The organism is Priestia sp. FSL W8-0001 (genome assembly GCF_038050335.1).
GTDB lineage: Bacteria > Bacillota > Bacilli > Bacillales > Bacillaceae_H > Priestia > Priestia flexa.
This window is the reverse complement of sequence record NZ_JBBPAL010000001.1, coordinates 3,836,630-3,858,848: the sequence shown is the minus strand read 5'-3', so window position 1 is coordinate 3,858,848 and position 22,219 is coordinate 3,836,630. Positions and strand designations below refer to the sequence as shown.

The 22,219-nt window shown below is 39.0% G+C and carries 20 protein-coding genes; 19 read left to right on the top strand and 1 reads right to left on the bottom strand.

All coding sequences use genetic code 11. The annotated features are described in order from the left end of the window. Positions 1 to 62: 62 nt before the first annotated feature. From MKZ18_RS20310 to MKZ18_RS20275, 8 genes are all read left to right on the top strand, one after another. Positions 63 to 1,241 carry an acetyl-CoA C-acetyltransferase gene (locus MKZ18_RS20310; protein ID WP_061785345.1) on the top strand — a complete coding sequence of 393 codons (1,179 nt, stop codon included), beginning with the start codon at positions 63 to 65 and terminating at the stop codon, positions 1,239 to 1,241. 15 nt (positions 1,242 to 1,256) lie between these two features. Further along, positions 1,257 to 2,111, top strand: coding sequence for a 3-hydroxybutyryl-CoA dehydrogenase (locus tag MKZ18_RS20305; RefSeq protein WP_025908725.1), 855 nt, complete (start codon positions 1,257 to 1,259; stop codon positions 2,109 to 2,111). 11 nt (positions 2,112 to 2,122) lie between these two features. Next, positions 2,123 to 3,235, top strand: a complete 1,113-nt coding sequence (locus MKZ18_RS20300) for an acyl-CoA dehydrogenase family protein (RefSeq protein WP_061785346.1) — start codon at positions 2,123 to 2,125, stop codon at positions 3,233 to 3,235. A 16-nt stretch (positions 3,236 to 3,251) separates the two neighbouring features. Continuing rightward, complete coding sequence (locus MKZ18_RS20295) at positions 3,252 to 4,391, top strand: acyl-CoA dehydrogenase (RefSeq protein ID WP_061785347.1); 1,140 nt, start codon at positions 3,252 to 3,254, stop codon at positions 4,389 to 4,391. 22 nt (positions 4,392 to 4,413) lie between these two features. After that, a complete protein-coding gene (locus tag MKZ18_RS20290; RefSeq protein ID WP_025908728.1) occupies positions 4,414 to 5,043 on the top strand; it encodes a TetR/AcrR family transcriptional regulator in 630 nt (209 codons plus the stop codon). A gap of 18 nt (positions 5,044 to 5,061) precedes the next feature. Beyond that, positions 5,062 to 8,289, top strand: a complete 3,228-nt coding sequence (gene icmF, locus MKZ18_RS20285) for a fused isobutyryl-CoA mutase/GTPase IcmF (RefSeq protein WP_035320295.1) — start codon at positions 5,062 to 5,064, stop codon at positions 8,287 to 8,289. 210 nt (positions 8,290 to 8,499) lie between these two features. Beyond that, positions 8,500 to 9,045 carry a DNA-directed RNA polymerase subunit delta gene (gene rpoE, locus MKZ18_RS20280; RefSeq protein WP_025908730.1) on the top strand — a complete coding sequence of 182 codons (546 nt, stop codon included), beginning with the start codon at positions 8,500 to 8,502 and terminating at the stop codon, positions 9,043 to 9,045. A 359-nt stretch (positions 9,046 to 9,404) separates the two neighbouring features. Next, a complete protein-coding gene (locus tag MKZ18_RS20275) occupies positions 9,405 to 11,012 on the top strand; it encodes a CTP synthase (protein WP_025908731.1) in 1,608 nt (535 codons plus the stop codon). Positions 11,013 to 11,057: 45 nt separating this feature from the next. Here the strand turns inward: MKZ18_RS20275 and MKZ18_RS20270 are convergent, their stop codons facing one another. Next, positions 11,058 to 11,588 (bottom strand): DUF2529 domain-containing protein, encoded by a 531-nt coding sequence (locus MKZ18_RS20270; RefSeq protein ID WP_025908732.1) that lies wholly within the window; start codon positions 11,586 to 11,588, stop codon positions 11,058 to 11,060. 237 nt (positions 11,589 to 11,825) lie between these two features. On the opposite strand from MKZ18_RS20270, the gene MKZ18_RS20265 reads away from it, so the two are divergent. The 11 genes from MKZ18_RS20265 (at position 11,826) to spoIIR (ending at position 22,159) form a co-directional block, all read left to right on the top strand. Continuing rightward, entirely contained in the window at positions 11,826 to 12,200 is a 375-nt protein-coding gene (locus MKZ18_RS20265) for a response regulator (RefSeq protein ID WP_090752722.1), read from the top strand. A 225-nt stretch (positions 12,201 to 12,425) separates the two neighbouring features. Continuing rightward, positions 12,426 to 13,283 (top strand): class II fructose-bisphosphate aldolase, encoded by an 858-nt coding sequence (locus tag MKZ18_RS20260; RefSeq protein WP_025908734.1) that lies wholly within the window; start codon positions 12,426 to 12,428, stop codon positions 13,281 to 13,283. Positions 13,284 to 13,405: 122 nt separating this feature from the next. After that, positions 13,406 to 14,050: a fructose-6-phosphate aldolase gene (gene fsa, locus MKZ18_RS20255; protein ID WP_025908735.1), complete on the top strand. Its 645-nt coding sequence runs from the start codon at positions 13,406 to 13,408 to the stop codon at positions 14,048 to 14,050. Between the two features lie 204 nt (positions 14,051 to 14,254). Further along, the gene (locus tag MKZ18_RS20250) at positions 14,255 to 15,541 is read left to right on the top strand and encodes a UDP-N-acetylglucosamine 1-carboxyvinyltransferase (protein ID WP_025908736.1); all 1,287 of its coding nucleotides are present in this window, start codon (positions 14,255 to 14,257) and stop codon (positions 15,539 to 15,541) included. 494 nt (positions 15,542 to 16,035) lie between these two features. Further along, the gene (rho, locus tag MKZ18_RS20245) at positions 16,036 to 17,310 is read left to right on the top strand and encodes a transcription termination factor Rho (protein ID WP_025908737.1); all 1,275 of its coding nucleotides are present in this window, start codon (positions 16,036 to 16,038) and stop codon (positions 17,308 to 17,310) included. Positions 17,311 to 17,526: 216 nt separating this feature from the next. Then, positions 17,527 to 17,727 carry a 50S ribosomal protein L31 gene (gene rpmE, locus MKZ18_RS20240; protein ID WP_025908738.1) on the top strand — a complete coding sequence of 67 codons (201 nt, stop codon included), beginning with the start codon at positions 17,527 to 17,529 and terminating at the stop codon, positions 17,725 to 17,727. Between the two features lie 200 nt (positions 17,728 to 17,927). Then, entirely contained in the window at positions 17,928 to 18,539 is a 612-nt protein-coding gene (locus MKZ18_RS20235; protein ID WP_025908739.1) for a thymidine kinase, read from the top strand. Between the two features lie 386 nt (positions 18,540 to 18,925). Continuing rightward, on the top strand, positions 18,926 to 19,312 hold the full coding sequence (locus tag MKZ18_RS20230; RefSeq protein WP_061785824.1) for a hypothetical protein: 387 nt from the start codon (positions 18,926 to 18,928) through the stop codon (positions 19,310 to 19,312). An 86-nt stretch (positions 19,313 to 19,398) separates the two neighbouring features. Further along, positions 19,399 to 20,466, top strand: a complete 1,068-nt coding sequence (prfA, locus tag MKZ18_RS20225) for a peptide chain release factor 1 (protein ID WP_078989076.1) — start codon at positions 19,399 to 19,401, stop codon at positions 20,464 to 20,466. Between the two features lie 2 nt (positions 20,467 to 20,468). After that, positions 20,469 to 21,311: a peptide chain release factor N(5)-glutamine methyltransferase gene (gene prmC, locus MKZ18_RS20220; protein ID WP_061785825.1), complete on the top strand. Its 843-nt coding sequence runs from the start codon at positions 20,469 to 20,471 to the stop codon at positions 21,309 to 21,311. 80 nt (positions 21,312 to 21,391) lie between these two features. Then, on the top strand, positions 21,392 to 22,159 hold the full coding sequence (gene spoIIR, locus MKZ18_RS20215) for a stage II sporulation protein R (protein WP_061785826.1): 768 nt from the start codon (positions 21,392 to 21,394) through the stop codon (positions 22,157 to 22,159). The last annotated feature ends 60 nt before the right edge of the window (positions 22,160 to 22,219 follow it).

The following is a 22,219-nucleotide window of genomic DNA, read 5'->3' as shown; positions in this document are numbered from 1 at the left end:
GATAGAGATTTTGTTTGTCATCAAGTTGAGCAAACGTTCAATAGGAAAAGGGGGAGTTATAGATGAGGAGATCTGTCATTGTCAGTGCTGTGCGTACACCTTTTGGTAAATTAGGAGGAGCTTTAAGCTCACTAACTGCCTCAGAGCTCGGTGGCCACGCTATAAAATCCGCGGTTCAGCATGCTGGTGTAGAAGCGGAAAACATTGATTCGGTTATTATGGGCTGTGTGCTTCAAGGGGGGCAAGGACAATTGCCATCTCGTCAAGCGTTGCATCATGCTGGTTTACCTTGGAGTGTGCAAACAGAAACCATTAACAAAGTATGTGCATCAGGAATGAGAAGCGTGATGTTAGCAGATCAGTATATTCGTTTAGGAGAAGCTTCAGCGGTTGTGGCCGGAGGAATGGAGTCTATGAGCAATGCACCATATCTGTTACCAAAAGCAAGATGGGGCTTTCGAATGGGAGATGGCCAAGCGAAAGATTTGATGATTCATGATGGCTTAACATGTAGCTTTACAGGAGTTCATATGGGGACTTACGGAAATCGATTGGCAAGTGAACTGAATATTTCCCGGGAAAAGCAAGATGAATGGGCATTGCGTAGTCATCAGCTGGCCGTTCAAGCTGAGAAAGAGGGGAAGTGGCAGGATGAGCTTGTGGCCATTGATGTAAAGACGCGTAAAGGAACAGAAGTAGTTAAGCAAGATGAAGGGCCTCGTCATGATACTTCATATGAGAGACTTAGCACACTGCGACCAGTATTCAATCATGACGGAACAATTACTGCGGGAAACGCACCTGGTGTAAATGATGGCGCAGCAGCTCTACTTGTAATGGACGAAGAAGAAGCAAAGAAAAATGGTTATCAACAAATGGCAACAATTGTAGGTCATACATCATTAGCTGTTGAGCCACAAAACTTCCCTATTACGCCAGGGTTAGTAATAGAGAAGTTGTTAAAGCGTTGCAATAAAACCGTTCAAGATATTGATTTATTTGAGATTAATGAGGCTTTTGCAGCCGTAGCGCTTATGAGTATGCAGGTAGCGAACTTACCCGCTGATAAAGTGAACGTAAACGGAGGAGCTATCGCACTTGGCCATCCAATTGGAGCAAGCGGAGCGAGGATTCTAGTTACTCTTATTCACGAACTAAAGCGCCGTGGGGGTGGCTTAGGAATTGCGGCAATTTGTAGTGGCGGTGGCCAAGGGGACGCTGTGATGGTAGAAGTACATTAAAAAGGGGAGAAGGTCATGGATATTAAGAACGTACTTGTAATCGGAGCAGGACAAATGGGACTAGGAATTGCTCAAGTTTTTATGACGTCAAATTACCACGTTTCACTTTACGATATGTCAGAAGAACAGATCAAAAAAGGAATCGCATTTATCGATAAGCAATTAAATCGTCAAGTAGAAAAAGCAGCTATGACAAAAGTTGAAAAGGATGAAGTTATGAATAGGCTTTATCCAATTTCGTCCCTTTCTAATGCAGCGCAAGTGGATTTAGTAGTGGAAGCCGTCGTGGAGAAAATGGAGGTTAAGCAATCACTCTTCAAAGAGCTAGATCAACTTATGCCACCTCATACAATCTTGGCTACCAATACATCTTCACTGCCTATTACAGAAATTGCAGCCGCAACGAGCCGACCTCAACAAGTCATTGGAATGCATTTTATGAACCCAGTACCTGTGATGAAGTTAGTTGAAATTATTCGAGGGTTAGCTACAAGCGATGAAGTGTATAAAGTGATTCACGAAACGTCTGAGCGCTTAAATAAAGTTCCCGTAGAAGTAGAAGATTTTCCTGGATTTGTATCAAACCGAATTTTGATGCCGATGGTTAATGAAGCCATTTATACGTTATATGAAGGTGTTGCAAGGAAAGAAGATATTGATGCAGTGATGAAGCTTGGCATGCGCCATCCAATGGGACCGCTGACGCTAGCTGATTTTATTGGCTTAGATACCTGTCTATTTATTATGGAAACACTTCACAAAGGATTTGGAGACGATAAATATCGACCGTGTCCGTTGCTAAGAAAATATGTAAAAGCAGGTTGGCTAGGAAAGAAAGTAGGCCGTGGCTTTTTTACATATGACAAGTAAGGAGTGGTGAGATGCTTGCTTTTACGGATAAACAGCTCAGCTTTCAACACCTCATTCGTAAATTTGTTGCGGATGAAGTGATAAAAGTGGTTCCAAAAATGGAAAACGGAGAGTTTCCAAAAGAGACCTTAAAAGTAATGGGAGATGCAGGCCTACTTGGGATTCCCATTCCAAAGGTTTACGGTGGTCAAGAGCTCGATTTTATTTCATATACCATGGCAATTCATGAAATATCCAAAGTAAGCCCTGCTTTAGGCGTTATTTTATCCGTTCATACGTCCGTTGGTACTAATCCAATCCTTCGTTTTGGAACGGATGAACAAAAGCAGAAGTATGTCACGAAATTATCCCGAGGAATATATTTAGGCGCTTTTGCTTTAACCGAACCAAATGCAGGATCTGATGCATCTAGTCTAAAAACAAATGCTGAGAAACAAGGAAACCACTATATTGTAAACGGTTCCAAAGTTTTTATTACAAACGGCGGAGAAGCAGATACGTACATTATGTTTGCAAAAACTAACAGCAGCTTAGGTTCCAAAGGAATCACGGCTTTTATTGTAGAGAAAAATATGGTTGGGTTTCACGTTGGAAAAGATGAAAAGAAGATGGGCTTGCATGGATCTCGTACTGTGCAGTTGCACTTTGAAAATATGAAAGTACCAGTTTCTAATCGCCTTGGGAATGAGGGAGAGGGCTTTAAGATTGCGATGGCCAACTTAGATGCAGGGAGAATTGGCATTGCAGCGCAGTCCCTGGGAATTGCAGAAGGAGCCCTTTATGAAGCGAACAAAAATATAGTATTCACGGAAGAAAAGGAGAGTATTCTTCAACAAGGAAAGCTTGCTGATATGGAAACTCAAGTGGAAGCAGCTCGGCTACTCGTTTATCGCGCAGCTTATTTATATCAGCAAGGCATGAAGTGTACAAAACAAGCTTCAATGGCAAAGCTTTTTGCTTCGCAAGCTGCAATGAATCTTACGACGGAAACCATTCAACTTATTGGAGTTGGAGCAGTGATACAAGGAAATGTTGTAGAACGTTTATTCCGAGATGCAAAGGTATGTGAAATTTATGAGGGAACAAGTGAAATTCAGCGTATCGTAATCAGTAAATCTTTATAAACTGGGGGAGTTTAACATGTATTTTAAACTATCAGAAGAGCATGAAATGATTCGTAAAATGGTTCGAGATTTTGCTAAGAATGAGGTAGGACCTACAGCTGAAGAGCGAGATGAAGAAGAGCGTTTTGACCGAGAGATTTTTCGAAAAATGAGTGAGTTGGGATTAACTGGCATTCCGTGGCCTGAAGAGTATGGGGGAATTGGAAGTGACTATTTAGCGTATTGCATAGCTGTTGAGGAGCTATCACGCGTATGTGCATCAACAGGGGTGACATTGTCAGCCCATACATCTCTTGCTGGGTGGCCAATCTTTAAGTTCGGGAGCGAAGAGCAAAAGCATACGTACTTAAAGCCCATGGCGCAAGGAGAAAAAATAGGTGCTTACGGACTTACTGAGTCGAGTGCAGGATCTGATGCGGGAGGCATGAAAACGACCGCTGTAAAAGAAGGCGATTTCTATGTATTAAACGGCTCGAAAATCTTTATTACAAACGGTGGAGAAGCGGATATTTATGTCGTATTTGCCCGCACAAATCCGGAAGAAAAACAAAAAGGAACGAGCGCATTCATTGTGGAGAAGGATATGGAAGGATTCTCTGTTGGAAAGAAAGAAAAGAAGCTAGGCATTCGTTCATCGCCCACAACGGAAATTATTTTTGAGAACTGCCGAGTGCCAAAAGAGAACCTACTGGGTAAGGAAGGAGACGGCTTTAAAATTGCCATGATGACGTTGGATGGTGGTCGAAACGGTATTGCTGCTCAAGCGGTAGGGATTGCTCAAGGAGCTCTAGACGCAGCAGTTGCGTACGCAAAAGAGCGTCACCAGTTTGGTAAACCAATTATTGCACAGCAGGGAATTGCGTTTAAGTTAGCTGATATGGCAACCAGTATTGAGGCATCACGCTTATTGACGTATCAAGCAGCTTGGCTAGAAGGAGAGGGGCTACCTTACGGAAAAGAATCAGCCATGTCGAAACTCTATGCAGGTGATACTGCTATGAAAGTCACGACAGAAGCTGTTCAAGTATTTGGTGGATACGGATATACAAAGGATTATCCAGTTGAGCGATATATGCGTGATGCGAAGATTACCCAAATTTATGAAGGGACTCAAGAGATTCAGCGTTTAGTTATTTCTCGTTACCTTTCAAAATAAAGAGCGGAGAAGGTGGATGTTAATGAGCAAAAGGGAAGTGCTTACCTCTATTAAGGATGAGCGGTTAATTGAAGAAAGACGGACGCAGATGGTGAAAGGCGCAGTTAGTCTTTTTAAAGAAAAAGGTTTTCATCGAACGACCACGAGAGAAATCGCAAAATCATCAGGTTTTAGTATCGGTACGCTTTATGAATACATCCAGTCAAAAGAAGATGTTCTTTATTTAGTTTGCGACAGCATTTATGAAGAGGTAAGAGAGCGCTTAGAAGAAGAGATGCACCTTGAAGGCTATACGGTTCAATGCTTAGAAAAGGCAATTACGCATTATTTTAAGGTTATTAACGAACTTCAAGATGAAGTCCTTGTTATGTACCAAGAAGCAAAATCATTATCAAAGGATGCTCTTCCTTATGTATTAAAGAAAGAGCTTGAGATGGTGGGCATGTTTGAGACATTAATCCGTGGTTGCATCCAAAGCGAGCAATTCCTTCTAGATGACAAAGAGATAAAGCTGCTATCCCATCATATTTTTGTCCAGGGGCAGATGTGGGCATTTAGACGTTGGTGGCTGCAGCAACACTATACGCTGGAAGAATACACAAACATACAGCTGAAGTTTTTGCTAAAAGATTTTTCAGTCCAATCTGTTTAATGGGGAGGCATTATTATAATGGAGCAAAAGAAAAGAGTACGTTTTGTAACGGCGGCTAGCTTATTCGATGGCCATGATGCGTCCATTAATATCATGAGGCGTATTTTGCAATCGTTAGGAGTGGAAGTCATTCACTTAGGCCATAACCGATCTGTTGAAGAGATTGTGAACGCGGCCATACAGGAGGATGTTCAGGGAATTGCTGTTTCGTCATACCAAGGAGGTCACGTCGAGTACTTTAAATATATGTATGATTTGCTAAAAGAGAAAGGCGCTTCCCACATTCGTATTTATGGAGGAGGTGGTGGGGTTATCATTCCAAGCGAAAGAGAAGAGCTTCACCATTACGGAATTGCTAAAATTTTCTCTCCAGAGGATGGGCGCTTAATGGGGCTGCAAGGCATGATTCAATATATGGTAGATGAGTGCCAGAAGATAGTTTTGCCTGAAATACCTTCGGTCGATCGGTTGGAAAAAATCAACCATCAAGCCATTGCTCAGTATATTACAGTGGTTGAGAACGCGCTTTTAAATGGGGCTATGCAAGAACAAGCGGCAACCCTAGAAGCTATTAAAAGAGATTTAAAACAGGCGTCCAATATTCCTGTTCTAGGTATAACAGGAACAGGAGGAGCTGGTAAAAGTTCTTTAACGGACGAATTAATTCGTCGCTTTTTAGAAGAAAATGAATCCCTTCATATTGCCGTATTATCAATTGATCCAACCAAGCAAAAAACAGGAGGAGCGCTGTTAGGAGATCGAATTCGAATGAACAGCGTTTCATCCAATCGAGTTTATATGAGAAGCTTGGCAACACGTTCTTCTAAACATGAGCTATCAGCAGCTATTAAAGATGCAGTTGATATTGTAACGGCAGCTGGTTTCGACATGGTTATTGTCGAAACGAGTGGTATTGGGCAAGCGGATGCGGAAATTAAAAATCTGGCCAACGTATCCATGTACGTCATGACGAGTGAGTTTGGTGCCCCATCGCAGCTTGAAAAGATTGAGATGCTTGATTATGCCGATTTTGTTGTTATTAATAAATTTGAGAAAAAAGGGTCTGAAGATGCGAAGCGCCAAGTTCAAAAGCAATACCAGCGCAACCATGAACGTTTTGAAGACTCACTAGATGATATGCCTGTTTATGGCACAATTGCAAGTCAATTTAACGACCCAGGAACAAATCATTTATATAATGAGTTGATTCGTACGATTAATCAACAGTTCAATATTCAGCTTAAGCCAACCCTATCTACAGATGAAAAACAGTCACATACCATTATTCCTCCAGATAAACAGCAGTATTTACAGGAGATTGTAAATACAGTGCGAGATTACCATAACTATGCAAAACAGCAAGGGGATTTTGCGCATAAAACTCAGCAAGTAAAAGACGTTATCAATAAGGTCAAACATAAAGACAGTCAGCATGAACTGAAGGGACTCTTGCAAAACTATGAAAATCAGCTATCCAAAGAATCAAAAGAGAAGTTAGAAAGGTGGGCAGACTTAAAGAATGATTATCGTCAGCCCGTCTTAAGGACATATGTGCGAGGAAAAGAAATCAAAACAGATTTACAAATTGAGACATTGTCAGGGTTAAAAATTCCAAAGGTAGCGTTGCCTACATTTCGAGATGATGGAGATATCTTACATTGGTTATACCGAGAGAACGTTCCAGGTGAATTTCCATTTACAGCAGGAGTTTTTCCATTTAAGCGAAAAGGTGAAGACCCGAAACGACAATTTGCCGGAGAAGGCACACCAGAAAGAACGAACCGTCGTTTTCATTATTTGTCCAAAGATGATGATGCGAAGCGTTTAAGCACGGCTTTTGATTCGGTGACGCTATACGGTGAAAATCCAGCGGAACGGCCTGATATTTTCGGTAAAATTGGTGAAAGTGGCGTTAGCGTATGTACATTAGATGATATGAAAAAGTTGTATGAAGGCTTTGATTTATGTGCACCTTCTACATCTGTTTCCATGACCATTAACGGGCCGGCTCCTATTATATTAGCGATGTTCATGAACGTAGCGATTGCTCAGCAAGTGAATAAAAGGGAGACAGAACTAAAGCGCCAGCTGAGTCTAGAAGAATATGAAACGGTGAAAAGCAAGGCGTTGAGTACAGTTAGAGGAACTGTCCAAGCAGATATTTTAAAAGAAGATCAAGGGCAGAATACATGCATTTTCTCTACAGAGTTTGCGTTGAAGATGATGGGGGATATCCAAGAGTATTTTACGAAGCATCATGTGCGTAACTACTATTCTGTATCTATTTCTGGCTATCATATTGCAGAGGCAGGAGCTAATCCAATTTCTCAACTTGCGTTTACGCTTGCTAACGGATTTACGTATGTCGAGTACTACTTAAGTCGCGGCATGAATATTAATGATTTTGCACCGAATCTTTCCTTCTTTTTCAGCAATGGACTTGATCCAGAATATACGGTAATTGGTCGCGTAGCTCGTCGTATTTGGGCTATTGTTATGCGTGATAAATATGGAGCAAACGAACGGAGTCAAAAGTTAAAGTACCATGTACAAACGTCTGGTCGCTCACTTCATGCTCAAGAGATTCAGTTTAACGACATTCGTACAACATTGCAGGCATTAATGGCTCTTCACGATAATTGTAATTCTCTGCACACGAACGCGTATGATGAAGCTATTACAACACCTACGGAAGAGTCGGTGCGCCGTGCGATGGCTATTCAATTAATTATTACGAAAGAAAATGGATTGACAAAGAATGAAAACCCGCTTCAAGGCTCTTTTATTGTAGAAGAGTTAACAGATTTAGTAGAGGAAGCGGTTTTACAAGAGTTTGAACGTATCAACACACGAGGTGGAGTGTTAGGTGCTATGGAGCTACAATATCAGCGTGGCAAAATTCAAGATGAGTCAATGGAATATGAAATGAGAAAGCATAATGGTTCTTTGCCAATCGTTGGAGTAAATACGTACCGTAACCCCAATGAGCAAGGTGATACAAATGTTAATGATATGCAGCTTGCTCGTGCATCTTGGGAAGAAAAGAACTATCAAATTGAGCAGTTAAAAGCGTTTCAAGAAAAACATGCTGACAATGTAAAGCCAGCGCTTGAAAGGTTAAAAAAAGCTGCCAACAACGGAGAAAACATTTTCGCAGAGCTCATGAATACCGTCCAGTTTGCAAGTTTGGGTGAAATTACACAGGCGCTTTATAAATGTGGTGGACAGTATCGTCGAAATATGTAAATCGGTTTAGAAACAGAAACTATTAGCCATATGGCGCTAGTAGTTTCTGTTTCATTTTGCAATTTCCAAGAGATTTTTAGAATCGAGGCTAGCATAAATGTATTGAATTTGTTTATAATGAATGGTATGTATTTATTCGTGTCCATCATTTGAACTTATGATGAATTGATTTAATAGATTTTAGATATACATAGAAAGGGCGTGTCACCTTTGAGTTTAGAAAAGTACTCAAAAGAAGAATTAAAAGAGATGTCAATGATCGAAATTGCGTATGCGCTGTTAAGTGAGAAAACAGACCGTCAAGCTATTTCATTTCAAGAAATTATTGATGAAATCGTAAAAGCAACAGAGATGTCAGATACAGAATTAAAGTCAAGAATTGCGCAGTTCTATACAGATATTAATATCGATGGTCGATTCCTAACGGTTGGTGAAAACTATTGGGGGTTAAGGGGTTGGTATCCTTTTGATCAGGCAGAAGAAGATATTGTGCCAGCAGCTAAGCCGAAGAAGAAGAAAGCGAAAAAAGCTGTTGTAGACGAGCTGGATGATTTTGATGATTTAGAAGAAGAAGATCTAGATTTCGATGATCTTGATGAATTAGCTGAAGAAGATGACGGTGATTTTGAAGATTTAGATGAAGAAGATGTTATTGAAGAAGAGGAAGAAGACTTTGACGATTTAGATGAAGATCTAGATGAAGAAGAAGCAGATGAAGAAGCCGAAGAAGACCTTGAGTATGAGGATGAAAAATAATCTATCATAATGGTTCTTGACTTTTGTCATTGAAATATGTAGAATCTTTTTTGGGCTCTTTAAACGAGTATTTAAGAAGTTTAAACATATTATATAGAACATTGCTCCCAATCCTGTTATGGCATTGGGAGCAATTTTTTTTTTAAAACTTGGCACCTTGGAGCTAGAAACCATACAGGCTCATCTTGCTGTCGAGTTTTTGCTTTTTCGTACTGAACAGTTGAATTCTTATTCTTCTTCAATAAGCATTCCCAATAATGCTTTTAATAATTTCATGCATGATGATGAATGAATTGTGATTGTTTATGTAAAAACTTTTAGTATTGTACACTTTAACAAATTTAGAGGGGGAAGACCAAATGACAAAATATATTTTCGTAACAGGTGGCGTTGTATCTTCTTTGGGGAAAGGGATCACTGCTGCTTCTCTAGGTAGACTATTAAAAAATCGTGGATTAAACGTAACTATTCAAAAGTTCGATCCATACATTAACGTAGACCCAGGAACAATGAGCCCATACCAACATGGTGAAGTATTCGTTACGGATGATGGTGCAGAAACAGATTTAGATTTAGGGCACTATGAGCGTTTTATCGATATTAACTTAAATCGCTATAGTAACGTAACAACAGGGAAAGTTTACTCAACTGTATTGAAAAAAGAGCGTCGCGGTGACTACTTAGGTGGAACAGTTCAGGTAATCCCTCATATTACAAATGAAATTAAAGAAAAAGTATTCCGTGCAGGTAAAGAGACAAACGCAGACGTTGTTATTACGGAAATCGGAGGAACGGTAGGAGATATCGAATCTCTGCCATTCTTAGAAGCTATTCGTCAAATTAAAAGCGATATCGGTCGCGATAATGTAATGTACATTCATTGTACATTAGTGCCATACTTAAAGGCTGCAGGCGAGATGAAAACAAAGCCAACACAGCATAGCGTTAAAGAACTTCGTAGTTTAGGAATTCAACCAAACGTTATTGTTGTACGTACAGAAATGCCAATTTCTGAAGATATGAAAGAAAAGCTAGCTCTATTCTGTGATATCGATAAAAAAGCAGTTATTGAATGTGCAGATGCGGAGACATTATACGAAATTCCACTATCGCTACAAGACCAGCACTTAGATCAAATCACGTGCGATCACTTAAAATTAGATTGTAAAGAAGCCGATATGACGGAGTGGAAAGAGCTTGTAGCTAAAGTAAAAGGCTTATCTAAAACAACGAAAATTGCTCTTGTTGGTAAATATGTAGAGCTTCAAGATGCTTACATCTCAGTTGTTGAAGCAATGCGCCATGCTGGTTATGCATTTGATGCAGATGTAAACATTCAATGGGTTAACTCAGAGCACGTTACGCAAGAAAACGTAAGTGAACTATTAGGTAATGTTGACGGTATCTTAGTACCAGGTGGATTTGGTGACCGCGGTATCGAAGGTAAGATTGTAGCTACTCAATATGCTCGTGAGCAAAAAGTTCCATTCTTAGGTATTTGCTTAGGTATGCAACTTGCATCTGTAGAGTTTGCTCGCAACGTATTAGGTTTAGACGGAGCGCACTCTGCTGAAATTGCTCCAAGCACAAACTATCCAATCATTGACCTATTACCAGAACAAAAGGATGTTGAAGATTTAGGTGGAACACTTCGCTTAGGATTGTATCCTTGTAAGTTAACAGAAGGTACATTAGCTCATCAAGCATACCAAGATGAAGTTGTTTACGAGCGTCATCGTCACCGTTACGAGTTCAACAACGAATACCGTCAAGAGATGGAGAAGAAAGGCTTTATCTTCTCAGGTACAAGCCCAGACGGTCGTTTAGTGGAAATCGTTGAGTTAAAAGACCATCCATGGTTCTTAGCAGCTCAATTCCACCCAGAGTTCACGTCTCGTCCAAATCGTCCACAACCTCTATTTAGAGAATTTATTCGTGCATCAATTGAATTAGGACAACAACAATAAAAAACAACAAAAAAGACGCTGTGACAGACAGCGTCTTTTTTGTTGTTACTCATTTTCATCCATGATTTCTTTTAATGTAAAGGATAAGCCATAATACGCATAAAGAGTAGTCATAAGAGCTGGAAATCCAAAGCGTTCCCCGCTATCATCAGGGATAAGTGGCTGTAAAAGATACGTATTAATATGCACATCTGCTAGTTCATGAATACTTTCACCTTGAACCTCTTTGGGAATAGCTCCAATGCTAACAAACGGAATTCCTTGTTCCAGTAGAGTATGTGCTACTTGAACTGCTTTTTCGTCTGTAGAAAACCTTGTAACAATGAGTACTCGATCTACGGATGTTAAGCTGCTAATGTCATTGAGCTCTAGAGATTTTGCATGAGCTAACGGCTCTGCACTCTGCGTCGCTTCGTACATCACGGCTTGCATTTCATTTACTCCATAAATATAAATGTTTCCTTCTCCAATGGCTGCTTGAGCTAAAATACGAGCACCATCTTCCAAGTTGAATTCTTCTTTTTCGCCTATGCGTTTAAAATAGCTAGACAATTGTGTTGTGAAAATTTTAAGCATGATAAAGTCACCTTTCTCTTTCTCAAGAGTGTTTGCTAATCATTATATCGAAAAAATATATCCATATTCTAGTGTAAAACAAGTTATAATAAAAAAGTATGGAAAAACAAAGTAAGAATAATGACTAAAATTCCTGTATTTTGTAAGATTTCCTTAAATGAGCAGGGATTTGTCGCTTTATAACGAAATACATATGTTAGTTTTGTCTCAACAAGAGGCTGTATAGAAGGTGGGATTATGTTGACTGAAAAAATCTTAATTGTAGATGACCAGTACGGAATTCGTATTTTACTAACAGAAGTATTGCAAAAGGAAGGGTATCAAACTTTTCAAGCAGCGAATGGGTTTCAAGCGATTGACATTGCAAAAGAACAACAACTTGATCTTGTCTTGCTCGATATGAAGATTCCAGGGATGGACGGAATTGAAATTTTAAAACGATTAAAAGGGTATGATAAGACAATAAAAGTAATTATAATGACTGCTTATGGTGAATTAGATATGATCCAAGAAGCAAAAGATTTAGGTGCGTTAACGCATTTTGCAAAACCGTTTGATATTGATGAAATTAGACAGGTTGTTAGGGAATATATACCATTAAAGTCTAAGTAAGTGCTTACAATTAGGCGTGTTTCTAAGAAATTTTCAATATTAACCTAAAAATCTTGCTGTTTTGTTTTTAAGTTGGTATCCTAATTACTGTATTAATCATTCGACAACATATTGTGTGCAGATACACCGCATTTCTACATGGAATGTCAGATTCAAGAGCATACTACTTTAGGTAGGCTTTTGGTTAGTATCTAACTCACATAGATTATTAAGGAGGATTTCAACATGCCTTTAGTATCAATGAAAGACATGCTTATCAAAGCAAAAGAGGAAGGCTACGCAGTAGGCCAATTTAACCTAAACAACTTAGAGTTCACTCAAGCTATCTTAAAAGCAGCTCAAGAAGAAAACTCTCCAGTTATCCTAGGTGTATCTGAAGGTGCAGCACGTTACATGGGCGGTTTCAAAACTGTAGTATCAATGGTTAAAGGTTTAATCGAAGACTACAACGTAACAGTGCCAGTTGCAATTCACTTAGACCATGGTTCAAGCTTTGAATCATGTGCAAAAGCAATTCATGCAGGATTCACTTCTGTAATGATTGATGCTTCTCACCACCCATTTGAAGAAAACATTGCAACTACTGCTAAAGTAGTTGAACTAGCACACTTCCACGGTGTATCTGTAGAAGCTGAGTTAGGAACTGTTGGTGGACAAGAAGATGACGTAATCGCTGATGGTGTTATCTACGCTGATGCAAAAGAGTGTGAAGAGCTTGTTAAACGTACAGGTATCGACTGCCTTGCTCCAGCATTAGGTTCAGTTCATGGTCCTTACAAAGGTGAGCCAAACTTAGGTTTTGCTGAAATGGAAGAAATCGGTCAAATTACTGGTTTACCATTAGTATTACACGGTGGTACTGGTATCCCAACAAAAGACATTCAAAAAGCTGTTTCTTTAGGAACTGCTAAAATTAACGTAAATACAGAAAACCAAATTGCTTCAGCTAAAGCTGTACGCGAAGTACTAGCTGCGCAACCTGAGCAATATGACCCACGTAAATATTTAGGACCGGCTCGCGATGCAATTCAAGCGACAGTTCAAGGGAAAATGCGTGAGTTTGGTTCTTCAAACAAAGCATAATTACCATTCCACATTAAGTGATTAATGATGAGATGGTGCAAAGCCGCCTTGCTCAATAGTTGTAAGGCGGCTTTATTTTAATTATAATTTTCATATAATTAAGAAAAAAGGGGATAGGACAGATGAAATTTTTCATTGATACAGCTAACTTGTCAGAAATAAAGGAAGCGCATTCATTAGGGGTTATTGCTGGTGTTACAACAAATCCAAGTTTGGTAGCAAAAGAGAATATCACATTTGAAGATCGTCTTCGTGAGATTACAGAGCTAGTTGAAGGGTCAGTGAGCGCCGAAGTCATTTCTTTAGATGCAGAAGGAATGATTCGAGAAGGTAAAGAGTTAGCGGCCCTTGCACCAAATATTACGATTAAAGTACCGATGACTCCTGATGGTCTAAAAGCAGTAAACGAATTTACGAGTCTTGGAATCAAAACCAACGTCACGCTTATCTTTTCTGCTAATCAAGCATTATTAGCTGCAAGAGCTGGTGCAACATATGTTTCACCATTTTTAGGTCGCCTTGATGACATTGGATTTAATGGTATGAACTTAATTTCAGATATTGCAGAGATTTTTGCTATTCACGATATTCCAACTGAAATCATTGCTGCTTCTATTCGTCACCCAATGCATGTAACGGAGGCTGCTAAGCAAGGAGCTCATATTGCAACAATTCCTTATAAAGTAATTATGCAGCTTTTCAAGCATCCTTTAACGGAAGCAGGAATCGAACAGTTTCTAGCAGATTGGGAAAAACGACAAAAATAATGTAAATAAGATGGTATGGCATTTGCGAATAAATTGAGTAAATGCCATATTTTCTTTAAAATTGTCGAAATTATACATGATTTTTGGATTTTCGTGTACACTAGTAGATAAGAGGAAAAATACAAGTAGTCTACATAGTGGTAGTTCCAATTTTTTCCTTAACTACAGAGTCGAAAACTTTCTTTCGCTGGAAGGGAGCTATAAATGGAAAAGCTGAAAATACAAGGTGGCTTTACTCTAAGTGGAACAGTTCGTGTAAGCGGTGCTAAAAATAGCGCTGTGGCGCTGATTCCAGCTACGATTTTAGCGGAGTCACCTGTTACAATAGAGGGGCTACCTCGTATATCAGATGTTGAATTGCTGAGTGATTTAATTGAAGAAATTGGTGGCACTGTCACAAGTGATAATGAAGAATTAACGGTAAATCCAACTCATATGACGGCCATGCCTTTACCAAGTGGAAAGGTAAAAAAGCTGCGTGCTTCTTATTATTTGATGGGAGCAATGTTAGGGCGTTTTAAAAAAGCTGTTGTTGGTCTTCCGGGCGGCTGTTATTTGGGACCGCGCCCAATTGATCAGCATATTAAAGGTTTTGAGGCACTAGGTGCTACTGTTACAAATGAACAAGGTGCTATTTATTTACGTGCTGAAGAATTAAGAGGAGCTCGTATTTATTTAGACGTGGTAAGCGTTGGTGCAACCATTAATATCATGCTAGCTGCTGTCAGAGCAAAGGGACGTACTGTTATTGAGAATGCAGCTAAAGAACCTGAGATTATTGATGTTGCGACGTTGCTAACGAGTATGGGAGCAAAAATTAAGGGTGCTGGAACAGACGTTATCCGCATTGATGGCGTAGATACTTTACATGGATGCCGTCATTCAATCATTCCAGATCGTATTGAGGCGGGCACTTACATGGTAATGGGTGCTAGTATGGGGAAAGAAGTGATTGTGGATAATGTGATTCCACAGCACTTGGAATCTTTGACAGCTAAAATGAGAGAAATGGGTATTCATATTGAAACAAGCTCAGACCAAATTTTGGTTGCTACAAGAGAATTATTAAAGCCTGTAGACATCAAAACATTGGTTTATCCAGGATTCCCAACAGATTTGCAGCAACCTTTCACTACTTTATTAACAAAAGCATCTGGTACAAGTGTAGTAACAGATACAATTTATGGAGCTCGGTTTAAGCATATTGATGAGCTAAGACGTATGAATGCTTCGGTTAAAGTAGAGGGTCGCTCTGCAATTATTAATGGGCCAATACAGTTGCAAGGTGCGCGTGTTAAGGCTTCTGATTTACGAGCAGGAGCAGCTCTAGTAACAGCTGGTTTAATGGCTAAAGGAATTACTGAAGTTACCGGATTAGAACATATTGATCGAGGATATAGTCACCTCGTGGACAAACTATCAAGTTTAGGCGCAATGATTTGGCGAGAAGAAATGACTGAAGAAGAAATTGAACAATTCCAAAATTCTTAATCACAAATTTTCTCATCATGTCATCTACTAGACATTACGTGAATTTCGTCTATAATAGAGTAAGTTGAAAATCAGTGAGGGAAATCCCTCACTGATTATTTATTCGTTATAAATAATAAATCGGTGTGTGCAATGTATTTGTAGCTATCATTTCTTATTTAATATGAATTGAAAAGGTTTTCAGTAGAAGCTAGTAAACTATAACATGTTTTTTGTTGAACGCTATGCGTCAAAAAAAGATTGATTAAAAAGATAGAAAAAGGTTAGAATATAAGTTGCTACATTAAACAATTCGTGGTTTTTGCCACTTCGTTATGAAAGTAACCTGTTTTTTCTTCTAATAAGTGTATAATTATAATTGATTCTACTTATGTATACTTCTAGATTACCTTCTCCATCTTTAACACATTGTTCCGACCGTATCATTTTCTAATAGATAGTAACTTAATATGGAAGGAAACTCAAAAATTATTCATTAAAAGCGTGGTGTCCTAATGAACTTAACATTATCCAGTTTAGAAAATATGAAATTAAAAGAGCTATATGAACATGCGAAAGCATATAAAGTTTCTTATTATAGCAAGCTAACGAAAAAAGAGCTTGTTTTTGCAATTTTAAAAGCACAGGCAGAGCAAGACGGTCTGCTTTTCATGGAAGGTGTCCTTGAAATTATTCAATCGGAAGGGTTTGGGTTTTTAAGACCAATCAACTATTCTCCAAGCTCTGAGGATATTTATATTTCCGCGTCTCAAATTCGCCGTTTTGATTTACGAAACGGAGATAAAGTATCTGGTAAAGTTCGTCCCCCTAAAGAAAACGAGCGTTACTATGGCTTACTACATGTAGAAGCAGTTAATGGTGAAGATCCAGAGACATCAAAAGAACGCGTGCATTTCCCAGCGTTAACGCCTATTTATCCAAATGAGCAAATGCGTTTGGAAACACAGCCTAGAAGTTTCTCAACTCGAATTATTGACCTTATCTCACCGATTGGTTTTGGTCAAAGGGGATTAATTGTTGCACCACCTAAAGCTGGTAAAACAATGCTTCTAAAAGAAATTGCAAACAGTATTACAACAAATCATCCAGAAGCAGAGCTCATTGTTCTCTTAATCGATGAGCGTCCTGAAGAAGTAACAGATATTGAAAGATCTGTTGATGGGGATGTTGTAAGTTCAACGTTTGATGAGGTACCAGAAAACCATATTAAAGTCGCTGAGCTTGTGCTCGAGCGTGCAATGAGATTAGTGGAGCATAAAAAAGACGTTGTCATTTTAATGGATAGTATCACTCGTCTAGCTCGTGCTTATAACCTTGTTATTCCGCCAAGTGGAAGAACATTGTCAGGTGGTATTGACCCAGCTGCTTTCCATCGTCCAAAGCGATTCTTTGGTGCTGCCAGAAACATTGAAGATGGCGGAAGCTTAACAATTCTTGCAACAGCTTTAATTGATACAGGCTCTCGTATGGACGATGTAATCTATGAAGAGTTTAAAGGAACTGGAAATATGGAGCTTCACCTTGATCGTTCACTTGCGGAAAAACGTATTTTCCCGGCAATTGATATTCGTCGTTCAGGTACACGTAAAGAGGAGCTTCTTATTCCAAAGGAGCAGCTTGATCATTTATGGGCTATTCGTAAGTCAATGGCTGATGCGCCTGATTTTGCTGAAAAGTTCTTAAAGCGTCTTCGTCAAACAAAATCAAATGAAGAGTTTTTTGCTTTGTTAACTGAAGAGAAGAAAGCTCTATTAGCTAATAAACGATAACAGAAAACATATGTAATTGGTTTTATAAAGATTTTAAATGAAGTGTCAGTTGATGGAAAAAGATGTTTTGAATAGGTGGTTGCAAAACGAAACAACCCTTGTTATAATTTCATCATGTGTGTTGATAAGATACACGATGGTGCGATTATGCTCATCATTTTTTCTTATCAATAAACTCTGTTTCAGAATGATTCAGGGCGGAAGGAGATGAAAAGAATGAAAACAGGAATTCATCCAAAGTACAACAAAATCATGGTGAAATGCAGCTGTGGTAATGAGTTTGAAACTGGTTCTGTAAAAGAAGAGATGCGCGTTGAGACTTGTTCACAATGTCACCCATTCTATACGGGCCGTCAAAAATTCGCTGAAGCTGGTGGCCGTGTTGATCGTTTCAACAAAAAATACGGTCTTAAATAATCAAGATTGTCGAAGCAAACAGGCAAGTAGCTTATCTCTTGCCTGTTTTTTTACTTTTAAAAATACGGAATAAGTAAAATATTTCCACTGTGGGTGGAGAAATCTTTTTATATACATGTTCTACATAATTAAAGGTAGACTAGATAAAGTTAGTAGCGGTTCGCTCATAATGGAGTGATAGGAAGGGAGAGTCCCGCATGGTGTACGTAATGAAACAAAGCGGTTGGATTGAAGTAATTTGTGGAAGTATGTTCTCAGGGAAATCAGAAGAATTAATTCGTCGTGTTCGTCGCACGCAGTTTGCCAAGCAAAATGTGCAGGTGTTTAAGCCAGCAATCGATGATCGATATAGTGAAGAAGCGGTTGTATCACATAATGGAACATCAGTTATTGCCCATCCTATATCTATTTCTACTGACATTTTAGATATAGTTAGCGAAGCTACAGATGTAGTGGCAATCGATGAGATTCAATTCTTTGATAATCAAATTGTTGAAGTTGTACAAGCTCTTGCAGATAAAGGGTTTCGTGTCATTGTAGCAGGACTTGATCAAGACTTTCGTGGTGAGCCTTTTGGACATGTACCTCAGCTGATGGCAATAGCTGAATCGGTTACAAAACTGCAAGCTGTTTGTGCATCATGTGGATCTCCAGCAAGTCGTACTCAACGTTTAATTAATGGAGAGCCAGCTTCTTATGATGATCCCATTATACTAGTGGGCGCATCGGAATCTTACGAACCTCGCTGTCGCCATTGTCATGTGGTGAAAAGTTCAAAAGCAGCAAGTAACTTTCAAGAACTAACCAAATAAAAAAGAGACTGGGACATAAGTAGTTCAGCCTCTACTATACCTGAACGATTGAGAGTTCATAACTTTTAATCGTTCAGGTTTTTTTGGTTGATTGTGAAAACAATGTTGGAAACAGGGTGGAATGGAGCGTAGGACACTCGACTCCTGCGGGAAAGAGAGGGAAAACTGAGATCCCGCAGCGCAGCGAGGAAGCTCAGGTTCCTCCCCGCGGAAAGCGAGTGACCGTAGCGCAATGGAACGAACGTGTTGAGACAAATCAAAGAGATGGGAACAGCTATTGTTTGTCTTTTAGAAGCAATCATTTTGTTATGTCCCAAACTCTTTTTTTATGGAACTGGATGAAAAGGGAGGAATGTGGAAAACTAACAAGATAGGAGGGGGATAGTATGAAACACTTAATTGCAATACTGTTTACCGCTTTTCTTTTAGCCGCATGTAACCAAGGAGACCAGCCCCAAGACACTCAATCAAAAAAAGAGCGAGCTGAGCTTGAAAATTATGAAGAATTTACGGATCAAAACCCTAATTTTTTAAATACAACCAATGAACAAACTGCAGTAAAAGATGATGCTACTAAAATTGAAGAAATTATTAACGTCAAAACTCCTTATAAGGCTGGAAATATTGTTATTAGTGGAAAAGATGCGTGGGTGACAGTATACGTTGGAAAAGAATATAGCGCTCGCGAGAAAAACAAGATTATAAAAGATCTCAATGAGGTTTTCTATGAAGGTTTGCCTAGACTTCAATTTCATGTAAACGTCAAGCCATAATCCTTGGTAAAACTCACTTTGTTTTGACTGAATCCATGAGCTATACTATAATTAGAACGTTATGGATAAAAAATGAGGTGAATGACGTGTTTGATCGTTTAGAAGCCGTGGAGGCACGCTATGAGAAGTTGAATGAGCTTCTTAGCGACCCTGAAATCGTAAATGACCCATCTAAATTAAGAGAGTATTCAAAAGAACAATCAGATATACAAGAAACCGTTACGTGTTATCGAGAGTATAAAGAAGTAAAAGAGCAGCTGCAAGATGCAAAAGCAATGCTCGAAGAAAAGCTTGATGCTGATATGCGTGAGATGGTTAAAGAAGAAATTCAAGAGCTAGAGCCGCAAGCAGAAGAATTAGAAGATAAACTTCGCATTCTGTTAATCCCGAAAGATCCAAACGATGACAAAAACGTTATTATGGAGATTCGTGGTGCTGCAGGAGGCGATGAGGCAGCCTTATTTGCGGGTAACCTATACCGCATGTACTCACGCTTTGCCGAGGCTCAAGGCTGGAAAATTGACGTAATGGAAGCTAATACAACAGGTGTTGGTGGATATAAAGAAATTATTTTCATGATTAACGGTAAAGGTGCTTATTCAAAAATGAAGTTTGAAAACGGCGCACACCGTGTTCAACGTGTACCTGAAACGGAATCAGGTGGACGTATTCATACTTCAACAGCAACGGTTGCATGTCTACCGGAAGCTGAAGAGGTAGAGGTAGAAATTCATGAAAAAGATATTCGTGTTGATACGTTCGCATCTAGTGGACCAGGTGGACAAAGCGTAAATACAACCATGTCAGCTGTTCGTTTAACGCATTTACCTACGGGAACAGTTGTATCGTGTCAAGATGAAAAGTCACAGATTAAGAATAAAGAAAAAGCAATGAAGGTATTACGTGCACGTGTTTATGATAAGTTCCAGCAGGAAGCTCAAGCTGAATACGATGCAAATCGTAAGCAAGCAGTAGGTTCTGGGGATCGTTCAGAGCGTATTCGTACGTATAACTTCCCTCAAAACCGTGTAACGGATCATCGTATTGGTTTAACAATTCAAAAGCTTGATCAAATTCTAGAAGGTAAGCTAGATGAAATCATTGATGCATTAATCATGGAAGATCAAGCGAGAAGAATGGAAGATTCGAATTAACAATGAAAGTTTTTGAAGCCCTAAAATGGGCTTCTTCTTGTTTAAAAGAAGCGCAAAGAGATGAAAATGCTGGTGAGATGTTGTTGCTTCATCACCTTGGCATGACTCGAACTTACCTACTTGCTTCATTGCAAGAAGAAGTCCCAACGGAAATCATGCAAAAATTTCAGCATGATGTTAAAAAACATGTAGCTGGGATACCAGTACAATATCTCATTGGTTCGGAAGAGTTCTATGGAAGAACGTTTCAAGTAAATCAGGAAGTGCTTATACCGCGTCCGGAAACTGAAGAGCTTGTATTAGGCTTAATTGATCGTATGAAACAAAAGTTTGGACACGCTCCAATTCAGGCTGTTGATATTGGAACAGGTAGTGGTGCAATAGGTGTTACACTTGCTTTAGAAGTTCCAACGATAAAAATGACGTGCACAGATATTGCAGAAGAATCGCTAGCAGTAGCCAAAGAAAATGCTAAACGCTTGGGTGCGAAGGTTCAATTTTTACATGGAGATTTATTAAAGCCTTTTATTGAGGCATCTCAGCGATTTGATGTTGTCGTGTCTAACCCTCCATACATTCCTGATAGTGACGAACTATCAACCGTTGTGAAGGACTATGAGCCTAATCGAGCTCTTTTTGGTGGTCAAGACGGTTTGAATTTCTATCGACGTTTTATGGAAGAGCTCCCGCTTGTTATTAACAAACAGGGAATTATTGCATTTGAAGTAGGGTTTGGACAAGCTGATGCAGTATCAGATATGTTAAAAAAGCAGTTCCCTAATGCAAAAGTTGAAGTTGTTTTTGATATCAATGGAAAAGATCGAATGGTATTTGCTTCTTTATAAAAATAATAGATTTTAATAAGTTGCTAGTTTAGGATAGAAAATCATTGTCCATACTATCTTGTGAAGGGATGGTGGACATAATGAAAAAACAAGCAATTATTTATTTTCTTTTACTTATTATTGGAGCGAATATCCAAATTCTATATACAAATCAAAAGGTCGAGGCTACTGAGCCGATGGTTATTCCAGATGAAGCAATTCGTTTACGTATTCTTGCAAATAGCGATAGTAAGAAAGACCAGCATGTAAAACGATTAATTAGAGATGAAGTAAATGCACAAATTACTACATGGGTTCAAGAGTTAACGTCAGTGGAAGATGCAAGAGATGTAATTAAAAGCAACTTACCCACATTAGAAGCGATTGCTAAGAAAGTTATGAAAGAACAAGGTATGGATCAGATTATACACGTTGATTTTGGAAAGGTGAGCTTTCCAACCAAGCTATATGGTCAATTGCTTTATCCAGCTGGTGAATATGAAGCAGTTTTAATTACGTTAGGTGAAGGTGAAGGAGCAAACTGGTGGTGCGTACTGTTTCCACCTATGTGCTTTTTAGATTTCTCAAACGGGGAAGCTATTGAATCACCAATGCCTGAAGAAGAGCAGCCTGTGGAAAAGAAAGAAATGATAAAAGCGGTAGCTGAAGAAGTAGAGAAAGTAGATGCTAATCACACTGACCATTCAAACCTTGTTGCATCAACTTCAAATCTGGCACAAGAAGTAGCTGTAAAAGAAGCGAAAAAAGAAAAGCAGCAGGAGCAGTCTAGTAAAAAAGTACAGGAGAAAGAAGAAGAAGTAGAAGTGAAATTCTTTATTGTAGAACTAGCTTCATCTTTATTCAAATGATAGAAAATAAAAGTATATAGTTCTATTTGTTTCTCATATTTCATAGTTTTGTTACTAGAA